Origin of the sequence: Salipaludibacillus aurantiacus (assembly GCF_900111295.1) — a bacterium.
In the GTDB taxonomy this organism is placed as follows: Bacteria; Bacillota; Bacilli; order Bacillales; family Salisediminibacteriaceae; genus Salipaludibacillus; species Salipaludibacillus aurantiacus.
In genome coordinates, this window is record NZ_FOGT01000022.1 from 1 (window position 1) to 17451 (window position 17451).

The 17451-nt window shown below is 40.2% G+C and carries 22 protein-coding genes and 1 tRNA gene; 11 read left to right on the forward strand and 12 right to left on the reverse strand.

The features are described 5' to 3' along the window. Window positions 1-101 precede the first annotated feature (101 nt). Window positions 102-431, forward strand: coding sequence for a peptidoglycan-binding protein (locus BMW59_RS19120; RefSeq protein WP_093055532.1), 330 nt, complete (start codon window positions 102-104; stop codon window positions 429-431). 236 nt (window positions 432-667) lie between these two features. Here BMW59_RS19120 and BMW59_RS19125 read toward each other — a convergent pair. The 3 genes from BMW59_RS19125 to BMW59_RS19135 form a co-directional block, all read right to left on the reverse strand. Then, a tRNA-Val gene (locus BMW59_RS19125) sits at window positions 668-742 on the reverse strand. 155 nt (window positions 743-897) lie between these two features. Next, the gene (locus BMW59_RS19130) at window positions 898-1077 is read right to left on the reverse strand and encodes a hypothetical protein (RefSeq protein WP_093055534.1); all 180 of its coding nucleotides are present in this window, start codon (window positions 1075-1077) and stop codon (window positions 898-900) included. Window positions 1078-1213: 136 nt separating this feature from the next. Beyond that, window positions 1214-1777, reverse strand: coding sequence for a phosphatidylglycerophosphatase A family protein (locus BMW59_RS19135; RefSeq protein ID WP_093055536.1), 564 nt, complete (start codon window positions 1775-1777; stop codon window positions 1214-1216). A gap of 255 nt (window positions 1778-2032) precedes the next feature. Here BMW59_RS19135 and BMW59_RS19140 point away from each other — a divergent pair, with 255 nt between their 5' ends. Further along, window positions 2033-2551, forward strand: a complete 519-nt coding sequence (locus BMW59_RS19140) for a YjcG family protein (protein WP_093055538.1) — start codon at window positions 2033-2035, stop codon at window positions 2549-2551. Continuing rightward, a complete protein-coding gene (locus BMW59_RS19145) occupies window positions 2551-2976 on the forward strand; it encodes a GNAT family N-acetyltransferase (protein WP_093055540.1) in 426 nt (141 codons plus the stop codon). The genes BMW59_RS19140 and BMW59_RS19145 overlap by 1 nt, the downstream gene beginning before the upstream one ends. Before the next feature lie 60 nt (window positions 2977-3036). Here the strand turns inward: BMW59_RS19145 and BMW59_RS19150 are convergent, their stop codons facing one another. Next, complete coding sequence (locus BMW59_RS19150; RefSeq protein WP_093055542.1) at window positions 3037-3498, reverse strand: S-ribosylhomocysteine lyase; 462 nt, start codon at window positions 3496-3498, stop codon at window positions 3037-3039. A gap of 201 nt (window positions 3499-3699) precedes the next feature. Between BMW59_RS19150 and BMW59_RS19155 the strand changes: the two genes are divergently transcribed. After that, window positions 3700-4311, forward strand: coding sequence for a pyridoxamine 5'-phosphate oxidase family protein (locus tag BMW59_RS19155; protein WP_093055544.1), 612 nt, complete (start codon window positions 3700-3702; stop codon window positions 4309-4311). 47 nt (window positions 4312-4358) lie between these two features. Here the strand turns inward: BMW59_RS19155 and nfsA are convergent, their stop codons facing one another. The 5 genes from nfsA to BMW59_RS19180 form a co-directional block, all read right to left on the reverse strand. After that, complete coding sequence (gene nfsA, locus BMW59_RS19160; RefSeq protein WP_093055546.1) at window positions 4359-5105, reverse strand: oxygen-insensitive NADPH nitroreductase; 747 nt, start codon at window positions 5103-5105, stop codon at window positions 4359-4361. 145 nt (window positions 5106-5250) lie between these two features. Continuing rightward, the gene (locus BMW59_RS19165) at window positions 5251-5592 is read right to left on the reverse strand and encodes a YppG family protein (protein WP_093055548.1); all 342 of its coding nucleotides are present in this window, start codon (window positions 5590-5592) and stop codon (window positions 5251-5253) included. 3 nt (window positions 5593-5595) lie between these two features. Next, window positions 5596-6036, reverse strand: coding sequence for an Hsp20/alpha crystallin family protein (locus tag BMW59_RS19170; protein ID WP_093055550.1), 441 nt, complete (start codon window positions 6034-6036; stop codon window positions 5596-5598). A gap of 437 nt (window positions 6037-6473) precedes the next feature. Then, a complete protein-coding gene (locus BMW59_RS19175) occupies window positions 6474-7166 on the reverse strand; it encodes an ABC transporter ATP-binding protein (RefSeq protein WP_093055552.1) in 693 nt (230 codons plus the stop codon). A gap of 189 nt (window positions 7167-7355) precedes the next feature. Continuing rightward, window positions 7356-8012, reverse strand: a complete 657-nt coding sequence (locus BMW59_RS19180; protein WP_093055554.1) for a potassium channel family protein — start codon at window positions 8010-8012, stop codon at window positions 7356-7358. 226 nt (window positions 8013-8238) lie between these two features. Between BMW59_RS19180 and BMW59_RS19185 the strand changes: the two genes are divergently transcribed. The 5 genes from BMW59_RS19185 to BMW59_RS19205 all read left to right on the forward strand — a co-directional run bounded on the left by BMW59_RS19185 (window position 8239) and on the right by BMW59_RS19205 (window position 12149). Next, entirely contained in the window at window positions 8239-9321 is a 1083-nt protein-coding gene (locus BMW59_RS19185) for a mechanosensitive ion channel family protein (protein WP_093055556.1), read from the forward strand. A 156-nt stretch (window positions 9322-9477) separates the two neighbouring features. Then, entirely contained in the window at window positions 9478-9729 is a 252-nt protein-coding gene (locus BMW59_RS19190) for a glutaredoxin family protein (protein ID WP_093055558.1), read from the forward strand. 246 nt (window positions 9730-9975) lie between these two features. Next, window positions 9976-10692 carry a 2,3,4,5-tetrahydropyridine-2,6-dicarboxylate N-acetyltransferase gene (dapD, locus tag BMW59_RS19195; protein ID WP_093055560.1) on the forward strand — a complete coding sequence of 239 codons (717 nt, stop codon included), beginning with the start codon at window positions 9976-9978 and terminating at the stop codon, window positions 10690-10692. Between the two features lie 5 nt (window positions 10693-10697). Continuing rightward, window positions 10698-11825, forward strand: a complete 1128-nt coding sequence (locus BMW59_RS19200; protein WP_093055670.1) for an N-acetyldiaminopimelate deacetylase — start codon at window positions 10698-10700, stop codon at window positions 11823-11825. 78 nt (window positions 11826-11903) lie between these two features. Beyond that, window positions 11904-12149, forward strand: coding sequence for a YkuS family protein (locus BMW59_RS19205; protein ID WP_093055562.1), 246 nt, complete (start codon window positions 11904-11906; stop codon window positions 12147-12149). A 204-nt stretch (window positions 12150-12353) separates the two neighbouring features. Here the strand turns inward: BMW59_RS19205 and BMW59_RS19210 are convergent, their stop codons facing one another. Next, window positions 12354-13199 carry a mechanosensitive ion channel family protein gene (locus tag BMW59_RS19210; RefSeq protein WP_093055564.1) on the reverse strand — a complete coding sequence of 282 codons (846 nt, stop codon included), beginning with the start codon at window positions 13197-13199 and terminating at the stop codon, window positions 12354-12356. Window positions 13200-13418: 219 nt separating this feature from the next. Here BMW59_RS19210 and BMW59_RS19215 point away from each other — a divergent pair, with 219 nt between their 5' ends. Both BMW59_RS19215 and BMW59_RS19220 read left to right on the forward strand, forming a co-directional pair. After that, window positions 13419-13970 (forward strand): peroxiredoxin, encoded by a 552-nt coding sequence (locus BMW59_RS19215; protein ID WP_093055566.1) that lies wholly within the window; start codon window positions 13419-13421, stop codon window positions 13968-13970. Between the two features lie 276 nt (window positions 13971-14246). Continuing rightward, window positions 14247-14915 carry a potassium channel family protein gene (locus BMW59_RS19220; protein WP_093055568.1) on the forward strand — a complete coding sequence of 223 codons (669 nt, stop codon included), beginning with the start codon at window positions 14247-14249 and terminating at the stop codon, window positions 14913-14915. Between the two features lie 288 nt (window positions 14916-15203). Here the strand turns inward: BMW59_RS19220 and rnjA are convergent, their stop codons facing one another. After that, a complete protein-coding gene (gene rnjA, locus BMW59_RS19225; RefSeq protein WP_093055570.1) occupies window positions 15204-16868 on the reverse strand; it encodes a ribonuclease J1 in 1665 nt (554 codons plus the stop codon). 3 nt (window positions 16869-16871) lie between these two features. Then, window positions 16872-17084 (reverse strand): DNA-dependent RNA polymerase subunit epsilon, encoded by a 213-nt coding sequence (locus BMW59_RS19230; protein ID WP_093055572.1) that lies wholly within the window; start codon window positions 17082-17084, stop codon window positions 16872-16874. Window positions 17085-17451: the final 367 nt, after the last annotated feature.

Sequence of the window (17451 nt, forward strand, 5' to 3'; positions counted from 1 at the left end):
ATCTAGAAATATCTTGAGACGCCCAATCAAAAAGCCTTGGGTGTAAAGAAATTTATAAGCTCAATTATGGGCTTAAATATAATATACGAGGAGGAGAAACTATGCTATTAAGGAATGGTTCAATTAGCAGAAGTGTCCGGCAATTGCAAAAGGACTTACTGGAGCTGGGTTATTCACTCCCCAGTTTCGGAGCAGATGGTTCCTATGGAAATGAAACAGTCAATGCCGTAAGGGAGCTGCAAAATAATTATAATCTAACTGTTGATGGCATGGCTGGACCGGAGACATTGGCGACCATTAAAACCCTTCTCACAGAAGAAACTGAGTTGTACCGGGTACAAGTAGGCGCCTTTACCACAAAGCAGCGAGCTAAAAAAATGGAGGACAAGCTTAAAGCTGCCGGATTTGAGACATACCTTGTAAAAGGATAACTAAAAAAAGAGCAGGGGAGAAGACCCTGCTCTTTTTTATAGGCCGTTAATATAAAAGATATACGACTAATCAATGTGAAAAAGTTAAAAACTTTGGTAAAGCGTCCGCTTAAAGTGGAAATAATTCAGATAGTCTAAAACTGAAATCTCCATATAAAATATGAAATAGATTCTATTGCAGTAATAAATAAATAAAAAAACCCCTTGAAAACCAAGGAGTTATATCTGTATTGTTATGGTGGGCTGTACTGGGATCGAACCAGTGACCCCTTGGTTGTCGACCAAGTGCTCTCCCGCTGAGCTAACAGCCCGTATGTATGCTGATTCCAACTAGTTGGAATGCGCTGACGAAACAATGTGTATTGCAGCGACAAATATTAATATACAAGAAAAGTGAGTGGAAGTCAATAGATTTTCTGAAAAAGTTACTGAATCCAGCTGGGAAATAATTTTTTCGCATCTTTATTTATTCATCATATGTATAACGGACGATATACCGGTCATTTTTAATCTTCCGTATTTCAACTGACGGACCGTTTTCATAGCCGTTTACCCAGTTGTCTTCAAGCTTTGCTTTAAGGCAGCTGGCTTGAAACTTTGAAGGGAATATTTGCTTCCAGTAAATCCACCTTGGTCTTTTAATCATTCATTACCTCTCCTAATAAATGGCCATTTTAAAAAGAATATCATTGGAAAGGGTGAGAATCAAGCACGAAGAAGAGAACCAATTAATAAGCCAGCCTTTTAATTAAGACTGGCTTAGAAAGGTTTTCTCATTAAGTTTAGCCAATTCGTTCTTCTTTATCCCGGTGTTTAATTTCTTCTTCCCTTAATTGTTCTTCACGGTCCCTGATTCGGTGGGCGAGTCTGCTTGATGCATTTGCTGCAATACTGCAGACGAGATCATCAAGAAAAGTGTGGACTTTATTGCCTGGTTGTGTGTCTAATTTCTTTATAATGCCGACTTTTTCTTTATCGAGATACCCGAAGGTGGTAACAGCAATACTTCCGTATCCGAAAACGGAACCGAGGGCAATCGTTTCATCGACGCCGAATAAGCCTTCGTCCATTTCCACGATGGATTGAAGGGGTTCTGACAATTTGTTTTGTTCAGCGAGTTTATCTAATTCAATACCGACTAAGACAGCGTGCTGGATCTCTCTTTTTTCCAGAACCGCGTCAACGCTTTCTATACAATCATCTAGAGTAATGGAGTCATTAAATTCAGACTGCATATCATAAACAATTAGAGCAACGTCCTCAATTTCAACTCCCCGTTCTTTAAGAAGAGTTCTTGCAGCAGATTCTACGACATGGCAATGGACTGGTTGTTTTTTCTTTGACATATGAGCGTACTCCTCTCTGTGTAAACGTCTCTACTACCTTAATTTTAACATATATTATTAAATAGCTCACATTTGGCATTCCCTTAACTTCTTTAAGAAAAACACAAATGTTACATAAAAATTTTGTAGAATAAAAGGATTTTTGTAATGGAGATAGAAGTATATTATGATGTATATACGGTGAGACAGCCTAATAAACGTGATAACTTTTAAATTAATAGAAAAATAGCAATTATTATATAAGGAGGAGTTTCAATGAAGTATGGTATTGCCGTTTTCCCGTCTAAAAAATTACAAGACATGGCCAATTCATATAGGAAAAGGTACGACACGAAGTATTCTCTTGTCCCCCCGCACCTTACGTTGAAAGACCCGTTTGAAATGGAAGAAAATCAGATAAAAGAATTTTCCAAAGAGGTAAGGAAGGTTGCTAAAAAAGCTTCTCCTTTTACTTTAGAAGTTTATAAATTCAGTTCGTTTTATCCGGTAACGAATACTATTTATATGAAAGTCCGTGAAAATGAATCCCTGCTTGCTCTCCATAATGAATTAAATTCCGGGAACCTCAAGAAAGAAACAGAACATCCTTTTGTTCCTCATATAACAATCGGACAGGAAATGAATTATGATGAATTGTCTGATGTGTTTGGCCGTTTAAAGCTGGAAACGATCAATTATGAAGAGACAGTGGACCGCTTTTCTCTTCTGTACCAATTGGAAAACGGCACCTGGACAGTTTACGAAACTTTTTTGTTGGGAAATGATGAGAAGTAGTGGTTGAAGTACGTAAAGCTATAGAAGAGAATGAATTAAAAGATGTCTACAAAGTCAGGCGCGAGGTATTTATATTGGAGCAGGGTGTGCCTGAAGAGATAGAAATTGATAATAAGGAAAAAGAAGCGATTCATTTTATTGTATATAGAGAAGGCACCCCGGTTGGCGCCGGAAGGTTGAGAATAGAAGGAACGACAGCCAAAGCTGAACGGGTGTGTATTTTAAAAGAAGTAAGAAGAAAGGGATTAGGTTCTCTCTTAATGAATGAGATGGAAGAGACTGCTAAAGCTGAAGGACTCACTAAATTCAGACTGAATGCCCAGGTACATGCGGAACCCTTTTACTTAGAAACAGGATATAAAACAATCTCAGATCAATTTTATGATGCAGACATCCTGCATGTGACTATGGAAAAAAATTTATGAGAATAATAAAAGGAGCTGGTCTTAAAAGTTATATTTTTAAGACCAGCTCCTTTTTATTGATTACATAACTTCCGTCCAGCTGTCTTTTTCGTCAAGCATCTTGCGGGCAATGTCTTTAGCACCTTCAAGGGAATGGGACGCAGCCCATCCGCATTGAACTTCATTACAAGCAGGAACTTCTGTCGCTTTCAGAACATCATTTAACGTTTTGTCGAGCAATGAGAGCACATTGTCATAGCTGTCGTCATTAATAATTGACAAGTAAAAGCCAGTCTGGCATCCCATAGGACTGATATCCACAATTTGGGAGTGGTGGTTGCGGCTGAATTCAGCCATCATATGTTCAAGGGAATGAAGGCCGGGCATTGTCATATGCTCTTTGTTAGGCTGGCAGAACCTCAGGTCATATTTATAGATCGTATCGCCATTAGCCCCTTGAGTTGTACCGGCAAGACGAATATACGGCGCTTTAACCTTAGTATGGTCGAGGTTAAAACTCTCTACGTTCATTTTTTTAGTCATTTTTACAGTCCTCCTTAGTAAGAATATGAGGGAAAATAAACCGCTGTCTTTTTTTATTTTAACAGGGTTTATATGAGGGTGCTACATATATCATTCTCCGTATTGTTTAACAGTATTATGAACTTTCCAAAAAGGGAAATGGGACAGTGACATCTTATATTATAATTAGAGGTATCAGAAACTGAGAAGGAGAGACCGGACATGCCTCATAAATCCTCTGGAGAATTACTGCTTCAAAAGGAAAAAGGGTCTGCTAAAAAAGCTGAATCCTTTTACAAAAACCAGGTGCGATTGTCTTTAAATGAGAAAATGAGAGAGTTTATTTCATACCAGACGATGGCCTTTGTAGCAACCGCCGGGTCAGACGGGGATTGCGACTGCTCTTTTCGGGCTGGAGAACCGGGCTTTATAAAAGTATTGGATAAAAATACTCTTATTTACCCTGAGTTTAAGGGCAATGGCGTCTTTGCAAGCCTGGGAAACCTTAAGGAGAATGAGAAAATAAGTCTTCTGTTTATCGATTTTGTGTATGACCAGGTAGGACTCCACATAAACGGAACTGGCAAAATATTTAACACAGATGACTTGAGCTCCGCCCTGCAAGAAAAAGGATATCCGCTTTTTTCTCAAAAAATCAAATCAGCCGGAAAAATCGAATATTGGGTGTGGGTGACTGTTGAAGAAGCTTATATCCACTGTTCAAAACATATAATTAAAATGGTTCCGGAAGCGGACAGCAGAGCTCTTAATTGGGGAACCGATGATTTAAAGAAAAAGAAAGGGGATTTTTTCCATACAAAATCTTTAAAATAACTCTGCTTAAACACCGCGGCTAAAGTAAAAAAGCCGCGGTTTATTTATTACGTCTTTAAGAAGCCTTTTTTCTGAATAAAATCTTTCATTTCTTTTCTTCCTGCTTTACTGAGCATACGGGTCATTTGTTCTGTCCATGTGTCTGAACGTTCTCCCCCAGTGCGTTTATTATAATAGTCTGAAATGATGTTGTTATAAATGCTGAGTCCTTTTTCAACTTCTTTATCTGATGGATATGTTTCTTCAAAATAAACGTTGCCCATAGGAAGTCTTGGTTTCTGGTCTGTAGAGGTATCAGGGACGCCAACTGCCATCCCGAAAAGGGGGACCACATAATCAGGCAGTTGCAGGAGTTCTGACACTTTTTCAATGTCATTTCTAATTCCCCCAATATAGCAAATGCCAAGCTTCATAGATTCAGCAGCAATGGCTGCATTTTGGGCAGCAAGGGAGGCATCAATAGCCGCTACCATAAATTTTTCAGTTGTTTCCAGTGCTGCATTTATTTGTTTCCCTTCCATTCCAGATGCAATAGTATGCCGGTGAAGATCGGCGCAAAATATAAAAAAGTGCCCGTTTTTTTCTACATATGGCTGATTTCCTGCAAGCTGTGCGAGTTTAGCTTTCGTTTCAGGATTTTTAATGCCAAGTATGGTGTAAGCCTGAATGAAACTTGATGTAGAAGCTAATTGAGCAGACTGGACAATGTAACTGATTTGTTCATCTGTTAATGGCTCGTCTTTAAATTTACGGATAGACCGGTGATTTAACAGCGTTTCAATGGTTTGGTTCACATGATCAACTCCTGTTATGTAGTTATAATAAGTTTACCATACGTCATAAGGATTCATCGCTAATTGAAATCCGGCAGTAAGAAAGAATAAGAGCAGAGGACAGACAGAAAAAATAAAAGCGCAACAGGGAGAACCGGAAGGCTCCCTATTTCGCTTTTGTAAAGAAACTTCCTACTTGTTTAACGAGGGGGCTGACTTGATTTGCCGTTTTTACGACCTGATCCATGGTTGTCATCGCTTTTTGAAAGTCAAATTTACCGTCACTTGTCTGAAAAGCCTGCATCAGTTTTGATCCAGGGTTCTGCTGGGGCGCTGGCGGGTAACCTCCAAATTGCTGGTAAGGCGGGTAGCCGGCAGACGGATGCTGCTGTTGATAATATGACTGTCCATAACCTGGCCATTGGTTTGAAGGCGGGCTGGGTGGGTGAAACGGCTGGTGGTAATCGGGCGGCATGTTCTGCTGGCGGGGCGGACGTCCAAAAAACATGGCTTACACCTCCTTTGTGTCAATGGATATACGTTTTCTTTTGTTCGGTATACGAATAGTCAGTAAGCCTTGAGAAAGGCTCGCTTTAATGTCTGACTGGTTGACGGCAAAAGGAAGATTAACTACCCGGTCAGATTTATGATACCTGAAGTACTGTTCAGTAGTCTTCTTAACATCATCTTTTTTCTCTGAATAACTTTCATTTTTGATACTGATTTTTATGTGGTTTTGAAAGATATCTAACAGAATCTGTTCTTTTTTTATCCCTGGGACTTCTGCTTCAATTACATACTCATCTTTCGTTTCATACTGGTAGACAGGTATCATTTTGGAAGGATGAAGATGCTTAATAGCCTGGTTAAAGAAACTGTCCATTGAATTTAAAATATCCCCAAAAGGCTGTTCATGTATGGGCTTTATTTCACGCTTCTTTCGTTCGCTCATTAATATCACCTCTTAAACCGTGTTTCCTGTATTAATATATGTAACGAAACTGCTAAGTGAATGGGCATATGTCCGTGTAAAAGAAATGAAAAAATAAATATTATTTCTCTCACCCTTTCCTGACTCTCCGTACTTTCTTTTTCACGGTTATATTGGCATAATGGATTGTAGTAGAATTTGAATCTTACGAAAATCTTTCAGAATAAAGGTGTGATCATATGGGGAAGGTTCAAAAGGCAGTAATAATTGTACTGCTGGTCGGAGCAGCTGCCGTAGTTGTTACATATACCATTTTGACGATCTTAGCTATTGTATACGGGGCGGGGGGCTGACTGTAAACATAAAATTAAAAATCAGGTTCAAGTTTCCTTAAATGTAAAAGATGGCTCCCACCTAAGGCGAGGGCCATCTTTATTTTAGAAGTTTATTCTAGTCATTTAATGAAGCTGTCCTTCTTCATTTTTTTCTACCAGCTGGCAGTTTTCTACAGTAAAATGCCGGTCTGCCTGATCTCTGATTGTCTCATCATTTGTAACTGCAATAACGGTTAACCCTTGTTTTTTTGCAAAATTCATCAAGCGGTCAAGCACAGCTTCTCCTTCTGGACCATCCAGGGCTTTTGTTGGTTCATCAGCCAATATAAGTTTAGGCCTGGTCATGAGTATGCGGCCGATACTGGCGAGGATCTGGTGTTTATCATCCAGTCCTTCAATGGATTCATCCAGCTTTTCCTCGGAAAAACCAAGATCCTTTAAAATCTCACCAGCTTGTTTGTATTTTTCCTCATATTGAGGGTTGTCAGGCTTCAGGCCTAGAAGAAGGTTTTGTCTGGCTGACAGGTAGGGAATCAGCACCCCTTCTTCGTTTATATAACCTATGTTTTCAAGGCGCCACTCCGTACGTTTCCTTATAGTCAAAAGGTCTTCCCCAAATACGTGAACACTGCCTTTATTGGCAGGTGTCATGGCTGCGAGCATCCGCAGTAAAGTTGATTTTCCTGTACCTTCTTCGCCTGATATGACAACGAGTTCCCCCTCGCGCACAGTAAAGTTCATATCATTAAATAATGTTGTCATTTGAGAACCATTAGAAAAACGTTTCACCACTTGATTTAATTCTATCGCATTCATACGTCAGCACCCCCGAAAGTGTGGTTTCGCCATACCGGCTGAATCATTGAGACTCTAACTCCTTTAGATATATTAAACCATGAAATAAACATAAATGAAACCGCTGTCATTTAAAAAGATTGACAATTTTGTAAAATTAAAAAACTTTCTACTGTATCAATAGTAGAAAGTTTTTTAAGGTAACAAACGTTAGAGAGCTTCGTCCTGAAAACGGCGAAGATCCTGCTTGCTGCCGATCATGATTAAAATATCCCCTTTATGCAGCTCGTCGTTTGGATTGGGGGTAATATTTACTTTGCCGTTTTGTTTTATAGCGAGAATTGTACAGCCGAAGCGGGCCCGGATATCAAGTTCAATAAGTGATTTCCCTTCCACTTTTGAAGTCGTAATAACTTCTACAATACTGTAATCGGCGGATAGGTCAATGTAGTCGATTACTTTTTGTGAAGTTAGGAATTGGGCGATCCGGTTACCCATATCATGTTCAGGATGGAAAATACGGTCAGCCCCTATCTTCTCCAACACTTTGTGGTGGTAGCTGTTCTGGGCTTTCACCCACACTTTAGGCACATTCATGTCCTTTAAATGAAGCGTACATAAAATACTTGCCTGTATATCTTCAGCTATGGCTACAATAACATGCTCAAAATTTCTGATTCCTATCTGTTTAAGGGCAGCTTCATCTGTTCCGTCAGCGAGAAGGGTGTGGGTCGCATAACTGGATGCATCCTCTATTTTCTTCTCATTTTTATCTATTGCCAGCACTTCATGGCCTAAATGATATAATTCTCTGCAGACGCTTTGGCCGAAGCGGCCCAGTCCGATAATTGCAAATTGTTTTTTCATTTTATTTTTCCCTCTTATAGTCTAATTGTGTCAAAGTATATCATTTACTCGTTTGACTTATCAAGTTAATATTTAGAGTAATATTCATCTCTAAATATGTTGAATAATAAAACTGACATGCTTATACTTAATAACTTAAGAGACTTCTAAATACGTCCAGATAGATAAAATAGATTAAGTCTGACTTTAACACAGGCTTGAGACATTTATAAAGAAGGAGATTGCTATGACAGACCATTGGATTTATTCTTTTACGTGGCAAGAAGTGTTGCTTGCCGCAGGAATACTGATTTTATTTTTAGTGTTTAGAAAATTATTTACCATTTATATTTTCAGGCTTATTCTAACTTTATCACGAAAAGCGCCCACAGATCTGGTAACAAATATTTTACTGGCTTTTGAGAGGCCTGTCAGATCATTTTTCGTTTTTATAGGTTTTTACCTCGCTTTGATATATTTGCCGTTTCCAGCTGAGTTTGATGTCCTTTTTCTGAGGGTCTTCAGAACACTGGTTATTGTTCACATTGCGTGGGGGCTTTTTAATTTATCCGCCTCGACTTCAACTGTTTTTTCAAAAGTAGGGAAGAAATTAGATATCGAATTTGACCAGATTCTTCTTCCGTTTCTATCTAAACTGGTTCGTTTTGCAATAATTGCAATGGCCCTCAGCATTATTGCTGATGAGTGGGGCTATAATGTCAGCGGGTTTGTTGCAGGCCTCGGATTGGGCGGGCTTGCTTTCGCCCTGGCAGCACAGGACTCTATCGGTAATTTCTTTGGCGGAGTAATTATTATTACGGAAAAACCGTTTACCCTCGGTGACTGGATTCAAACGCCATCAGTAGAAGGCGTGGTAGAAGACATCTCATTCCGCAGCACGAAGATAAGGACATTTGCAGATTCAGTTATTGTCGTCCCAAATTCCACTTTAGCCAATGAACCGATAGAAAACTGGGCAAAGATGAAAAAAAGGCAAATTTCTTACAATTTAAATGTAGAGTACGGCACATCAAGAGACAAGCTGCGCATATGTGTGGAGAAAATTGATAGTATGCTCCGCAGCCGTAAAGATATCGACCAGGAACTGATCATTGTCCGGTTTAATAACTTTAATGAAAGCAGTCTGGGTATCTTTCTTTACTTATTTACTGTTACTACCCAGTGGGAAGAGTATATGAAGGTGAGGGAAGATGTTAACCTTGAGATTATGAAAATTTTAGAAGAAGAAGGTGTCTCTGTCGCCTTTCCAAGCAGAAGCGTTTATATGGCAAATGATAAAGTCATTGAAGAACAAAAGGGTTCCCTGTAACAAGGGGGATCCTTTTCTTAATTTTTTGAAATCAGGCTGTTGAAATGAATTCTGATACGTAAGCAGGCGATACTAAAACATATGAACAGAAGAAGATTTTTGTGTACAATCAAAGTGTCATGTGAATGGCAAAGATGAAGTGAGGGGGAAAAAGATGTGGAAAGCAAATTAATTGTTTATACGAGTAATGGTTGTCCTTACTGTAAACAGGTGGGAGAGTTTTTAGAGGACAATCATGCGGAATTTGAAGAACGGAATATCTCAGAAAATAAAGATTTTTTTCGGGAATGGAAGGCTGCAAATGCTATGGGGACCCCTTTAACCTGTTTTGGGGAGATGCAGGTGCTGGGGTGTAATGAGAAAAAGTTGAGAGAAATGATCAAAGTTTCAAAAAAGAAACAGGCCTGACTCCATTCTCAGCCATAAACAAATAATAAGGGGAAGGAGCACGGAGAAGCTTTCTTCTCCTTAGTAAAAAATATATTTAGATCAGAGAGGTTGCTTTTTTAGATATCAATCATCCAGTCAGTTGCTAACCGGATGGATAAAGCAACCTGTAAATGAACCAAAAGATTGATGCTCATGGATTGCATTTTTTTTTGGAAATGACTATGATGTAAAGGAGTTCGACATAAGTTAAGGAGGAGATTTTTTATGAAACAAATGGATGCTAACGAAATTATTAACTTTATCTCTAATAGCGAGAAATCAACACCAGTAAAAGTACATATTAAGGGGAACCTTGACGGCATTAATTTTGGTGAAAATACCAAATCTTTTATTCAGGGCGAGACTGGCGTACTTTTCGGGGAATGGAAAGATGTTCAGAAAGCTATAAAAGAAAATGAAGAAAAGATAGAGGATTTTGTAGTAGAAAACGACCGCAGAAATTCTGCGATTCCTTTGCTGGACATGAAGAATATCCACGCGCGAATCGAGCCGGGCGCTTTTATCCGTGAACAGGTGGAAATCGGCGATTCAGCTGTTATTATGATGGGGGCTTCCATTAATATTGGTTCAGTAGTCGGTGAAGGCACTATGATTGATATGAATGCCGTCCTCGGCGGAAGAGCAACTGTTGGGAAGAATTGCCACATCGGTGCTGGAGCAGTACTCGCAGGGGTTATAGAGCCGCCATCTGCTAAGCCTGTCATTATTGAAGACGGAGTCGTTGTAGGTGCCAATGCTGTTATTCTTGAAGGCGTAACAGTCGGTGAAGGGTCAGTTGTTGCGGCTGGGGCGATTGTAACAGAGGATGTCCCTAAGAATACGGTAGTTGCCGGAACTCCTGCTAAAGTAATCAAAGAAATTGACGATCAGACAAAAGGAAAAACTGAGATCAAACAAGAGCTGAGAAAGTTAAGTGAGTGATAATGATGGAACAGGAATTCCAAGAGCGCCTGGCGGCAAGACGCCGGGCGCTTCATCAAATTCCCGAGGCGGGATTTAAAGAAACGAAAACGCAGGCATATATTCTCGAAACGGTGGCAGCTTGTCCACAGGATTTTTTACATTATAAAACATGGAAGACGGGGGCCCTCATTTTTATTGAAGGAAGTAACCCGGCTAAAACTGTAGGGTATCGGGCAGATATGGATGGTCTTCCCATTAGTGAAGAAACCGGCTTGCCATTCTCATCACATCATGAAGGAATGATGCATGCCTGTGGCCATGACTTTCATATGACTATTGGCCTGGCTCTCGTCGAATATTTTTCGGTACATCAGCCTTTGCATAATCTCCTTTTTGTTTTTCAGCCGGCTGAGGAAGGCCCGGGTGGTGCAGAACCTCTTTTAGCTTCGGATGAGTTTCGGGCGTGGAAACCGGATGAAATGTATGCTCTTCATATCGCCCCTGAACTTCCAGTAGGTACAATTGCCACTAAACCCGGTATATTGTTTGCGAATACGAGTGAATTGTTTATCGATTTTAAAGGGAAAGGCGGCCATGCTGCTTACCCCCATACGGCTGAAGATATGGTTGTGACTGCCAGCCATTTTGTTACTCAGCTTCAAACTATAGTAGCCAGAAATGTCTCTCCGCTTGACTCTGCGGTCGTGACGATAGGTAAAATTGAAGGCGGCACAAAACAGAACATAATTGCTGAACAGGCACGCATTGAAGGCACAATCCGCAGTTTGTCTATTGATTCTATGAACAGGATCAAGGCCCGTATTGAAGGGATGGCGCGCGGGACAGAAGAAAGCTTTAAATGTAAGGTCAGTATTGATTACGGAGCGAATTACTGCCAGGTTTACAACAATGAGGATCTGACAGAGGCATTTATTCAATTTGCCGATTCTTTCGAAGGTGCCGCATTCCGTCTCTGTGATAAAGCGATGACAGGGGAAGATTTCGGTTATTTCCTTGAAGAAATACCTGGTGTTATGTTCTGGCTTGGGGTAGATAGTGACTACGGACTTCATTCCTCAAAGCTGGACCCCGATGAAAATGCTCTCTCAGTTGCTGTAAATTATCTGACTGAGTTTATAAAGTCAAGGTAAAACGTCATTTTTCACGCCTCTGAATAAGTTGATGAACCAAGGTCATACTAATCAGAAATGACTAAGGAGGCGTTACGTATGGCAAGGGTAGGAGTAGAACCTTCATTAACAGACGTGGAACAAGCTCTGCAGGCTCGCGGTTATGAAGTGGTGTCTTTGCAAAATGAGGAAGATGCGGCTGGGTGTGACTGTTGTGTTGTGTCAGGCCAGCAGCAGAATATTATGGGGATCCAGGAGACATCCACGCAGGCATCTGTCATTTCCGCTCAGGGATTAACAGCGGATGAGGTGTGTCAGCGCGTCGACCAGTCAGTAAAACACTAGATAACCTGCAAGAAGCTGTCCTGATAGTATTACTTTAGGGGCAGCTCTTTTTATGTTTTTCTCAATTATATTAGAGTGGTGGAGAACTCCTTTAGGATAAGCCGGCAGCGCTGGGAGGGGAAAGCTGTAATAAAAGCCCCCCAATCCTGGAAATCATAAATTGAGGGGCGGAAATTTTATTTGCTATGTGGTTTACCTTTTTTATTATCCTGCTGAGGATTCTTTTGTAAGGTTTACCTGATGAGGATATGGAATTTCTATGTTGTTTGCATCAAGTGCTTCTTTCATAGCTTTACGCAGTTTTCTTTCCACAGCCCACTGTTCCATATTAGCAGTCTGGGCAATAACGCGGATCACTACATCACTGTCTCCAAAGTTCTGTACGCCTATAACGTGGGGACCTTCTTTAATGACGTCATCTTCAAGAGCTGCTTCATCACATGCTTTCTGAAGGACAGCTATTGCTTGATCAATATTATCTTCGTAACTGATACTAATATCAACGAGTGCTCTCATATTGGATCGGGAATGGTTGCTCAAGCTGCCTATTTCCCTGTTTGGAATAAAATGCACTGTTCCGTCAAATCCACGAATAACAGTGGTTCTTAGTCCAACTTCTTCAACTACCCCGTCTATCCCTGCTACAGTGATATATTCATCTACCTCTATCTGTCTCTCCAGCAAAATGAAAAAGCCTGTTACTACATCACTAACCAGACCCTGGGCCCCAAAGCCTATGGCCAGTCCTACAATACCTGCTCCTGCAATAAGGGCGGTTACATCATATTCAAATATCCCTACTATTATTGTAATCAGGATAAACAGCAGGACATAAGAAAAAATATTAAGCGATAACCTTTCCAAAGTTTTGACACGTCCGTGTGAAATGTTTCTCTGATCACTCATTTTAGAAAAACTTTTAGAAATAAAACTCCTGCCAACTGCCCTTATAATAAAAAATATAATAAGAATAGCTATTAACTGCAGGGCCACAGTCAAGGCTTTCGTACCAATTTCCGTCCAATTGACGGAATCAATCCACGCTTGCATATTAAAGCTCCTTTCTCAATATGTAAATACGTATGTTTGAGTTTACCACAAGCTGAAGAGCTTCTAAACATAAAAGGGTTTTACAAATAAAAAATAAGGGCATGATAGGAATGAATCAGGCAGGAGAGGACCATTCCGGTTGACTGTATGGAATGAGTATCATATAATAACCACTGTTGTAAACTTAAAAAGCACATTAATTGTTGGAGGGATTCAGACATGTCAGAAAAGCGTATGGTAGCTAAACAAGCTCCCAGATTTGAAATGGATGCTGTAATGGCTGATAAGGAATTTGGAAAAGTAAGCCTTGAAGAAAATATGAAGCAGGATAAGTGGACTGTTCTTTTCTTCTACCCAATGGACTTCACATTTGTATGCCCGACTGAAATTACTTCTTTAAGCGACCGTTATGATGAGTTCGAAGATTTAGATGCAGAAGTGATCGGTGTATCCACTGACACGATTCACACTCACCTGGCATGGATTAATACTGACCGTGATGATAACGGTCTTGGAAAACTTGAGTATCCTTTAGCTGCGGATACTAACCACGAAGTATCCCGTGAATATGGTGTTCTTATTGAAGAAGAAGGAGTTGCGCTCCGTGGACTGTTTATTATCAGCCCTGAAGGAGAGCTTATGTACTCCGTTGTAAACCATAATAATATTGGCCGTGATGTAGACGAAACTCTTCGCGTGCTTCAGGCGCTTCAAACCGGCGGACTTTGCCCGGCTAACTGGAAGCCTGGACAAGATACCCTTAAAGTATAATAAAAATTGGACAAAGACTGGAGTAAACCAGTTGATTAAGAATGGCTCTCACCACTGAGAGCCATTCTTTTATGTTTCCATTTGCTGTTTGGCATGTCAAGCTGTCAGAATGCCGTGTCATTCAAGTTCTTTTCCACTCCAATTCAAGAGAAAAGCCTTTTTCATCATTCGCAGCCCGAATTGTGTTTAAGGTTCTGTTGACATATAAACCATTGATACGGGGAGTTATTATTTGTATGATAAAGAAAGTTATAAAATAAATACCGGGGGATCAAAATGAAAAAACAGTTTGCGGTTATCGGCCTTGGACGCTTTGGAGGAAGCATATGCAAGTCTCTGAGTGAACAGGGAATGGAAGTGCTTGCGATTGATACGAATGAAGATAAAGTAAATGAATATGCCACCATTGCGACACACGCAGTGATTGCTGATACGACCGATGAAAACACTCTTAAAAGTCTTGGAATAAGGAATTTTGATCATGTAATTGTGGCGATTGGAGATAATATTCAATCAAGCATTCTGACGACTCTCATGCTTGTTGAACTAGGGGTAAATCATATTACGGTAAAGGCCCAGAATGACTATCATGAAAAAGTGTTAAATAAAATAGGCGCCCATAAAGTGGTGCATCCAGAACGGGACATGGGAGTCAGAATAGCCCATAATATTATTTCAAAAAATGTCCTGGATTATCTGGAACTTTCCGATGAATACAGCATAGTGGAATTAATAGCTGGAAAAACGGTCCATGGCCAGTCGCTGATTGACCTGGATATACGGGCAAAATACGGTTGTAACGTTATGGCAATTAAAAGAGGGGAAGAGATTAATGTCTCTCCTGCAGCGACAGAATACTTAATGAATGGCGATATTATAATTGTCATTGGAGCAGATAAAGACATTAACCGGATGGAACATGATTTATTTGACGATGAAGACTAGCAATAATTGACTTGAGGGGTGGCCTGTTTATGGCCGTCTTTTTTGTTTGAAGAGGGAGTTTAAGACAATTGGGTTGATTGTTCAAAAGAACTAGCTTACGCTCTGGAGCCGCCTCCAGCTGATCTTCTGTTTTAGCTGCCACCTTAAACCTTTTATAAAGAAAGCCTATCTCAATCTAATAAATAAAAGTGGCTCTCACCGATGGTGAGAGCCACTGATTTTAACTGGTGTTCCAGTCTGCAGAATCTCTGCGGTCACAAAATGTTATCCTAACCAGTAAATTCTTTATTATACTTCCATGATTATAGGTAAAATCATAGGCTTTCTTTTCGTTTTTTCATATAAAAACGGACCTAAAGTATCGGTCACTTCGTTTTTGATTTCAGACCATTGGGTGGTTTTATTATCCATTAAGTTATTTAGATGGACAGCCAGCTTCTTTTGGGCTTCGTTAATCAGGTCACCGGATTCCCTCATATAAACAAATCCCCGGGAGATAATATCCGGACCTGAAGCGACTTTAAATTCTTTCATGTTAAGGCTTACTACGACTACAACGAGTCCTTCTTCGGACAAAATGCGGCGGTCGCGCAGGACGATATTCCCGATGTCGCCAATGCCGTTCCCGTCCACGTAAATTGACCCTGATGGAATTTTGCCGGCACGGACAGCTTCATTTTTATCTAAGGCAAGGACATCCCCAATGTCCATGACAAAAGAATTTTCTTCCGGAACCCCGCAATCCTTAGCTAGCTCTGTATGCATTTTGAGCATGCGATACTCGCCGTGAATCGGCATAAAATATTTAGGTTTCATAAGACGGAGCATAAGTTTTTGTTCTTCCTGGCCGCCGTGTCCTGACGTGTGGATATCGTTTAGCGAACCGTGAATGACCTCTGCCCCGGCGCGGAACAGCTGGTTGATAATTTTGCTGACACTCAATGTATTACCTGGAATAGGTGAAGAGGAGAAAACGACTGTATCTCCAGGAATAATCTGTATCTGCCTGTGGGTCCCGTGGGCAATCCGCGATAGTGCAGCCATCGGCTCTCCCTGGCTTCCTGTGCATAAAATCAGCACTTGATCAGCAGGTATTTTATTTAATTGAGAAGGCTCAATAAAGGTACTTTCTGGAGCTTTTATATAGCCCAGCTCACGGCCTATGCGGATAGCAGATTCCATACTTCTTCCAAATACTGCAACTTTACGACGGTATTTAACGGCTGCTTCCACTGCCTGCTGGAGACGGTAAATGTTAGAAGCAAATGTTGCAAATATTATACGCCCGTCCACTTTTCGGAAAATAGAATCGATACTTTCTCCAACTTTACGTTCAGACATCGTGAAGCCCGGTACTTCACTGTTTGTACTGTCAGATAATAAACAGAGGACACCTTCTTCGCCAATCTTTGCCATTTTAGATAAATTAGCCGGCTCACCAACAGGGGTGAAATCGAATTTAAAATCGCCTGTTTGTACAATATTGCCGGAAGGTGTTTTGACTACAACCCCAAAAGAATCCGGAATACTGTGAGTCGTTCTGAAGAAAGAAACCGATGTTTTCTGAAATTTAACTACATCGTCCTCAGCTATATCATGAAGTTCGGCGTTGCGTAGAAGTCCATGTTCTTCAAGTTTATTTCTAATTAACGCAAGGGCAAGTTTTCCTCCGTAAATTGGTACATTGATTTCCCTTAACAGGTAAGGAACCCCTCCAATATGGTCTTCATGCCCGTGAGTAATAAACAGACCTTTAATTTTGTCTGCATTTTTCACTAAATACGTATAATCAGGGATCACGTAGTCAATCCCTAACAATTCATCTTCAGGAAATTTAATTCCCGCATCAATGATAATAATTTCGTCCTGAAACTGAATGCCATACATATTTTTTCCGATTTCGCCCAGACCCCCGAAGGCGAATATAGCTACTTGATGATTTTTTGCTTTCATCAGTTATACCTGCTCCAGCTGGAAGTCTTCATTATTTTCTTTTTCATACTGCAGGGCCTTTTCGGACAAAGGGGTCACAAATTCAATGTTATACCGTCGGTCTGCGAGTTTTTTTCTTATTTCTTCTTCTGTTGATGCTTCCATATACAATACGTTCGTACGTTCTCTAACTGGCACTTCGTCCAGTGTGTTCTGGTAAAAGACTTTAAATACCATGTAATAATCCTCTCCTTGAGTAGTTATAAATTTTATAATTATAGGACTCTTTTGGCGTTCCGGGCGTGCACCTTAAGATCAATAATCCTATGAAAATAAGCGTTAAAAAGTTCATTCCCCTGTACAGTTATATTAACATAAAGTATCATCCTTCTTTCACCTTGTGCTAAGAAAGAAGGATGAGTGGATTAGACATATAAATGTTTGGGGAGTAAATTCCGGTACCTTTTTAATAAACGTTCTCTCCACCTTTTCAACATTTTAAACCCTCCTTCCATTCAATTCAAGACTCTTGTTTGTGAGAAGAGGCAATAAAGGGATATTTTTCTAGAAAAAATAAATAGGACAAGCGTGTAACAGTTTGTTT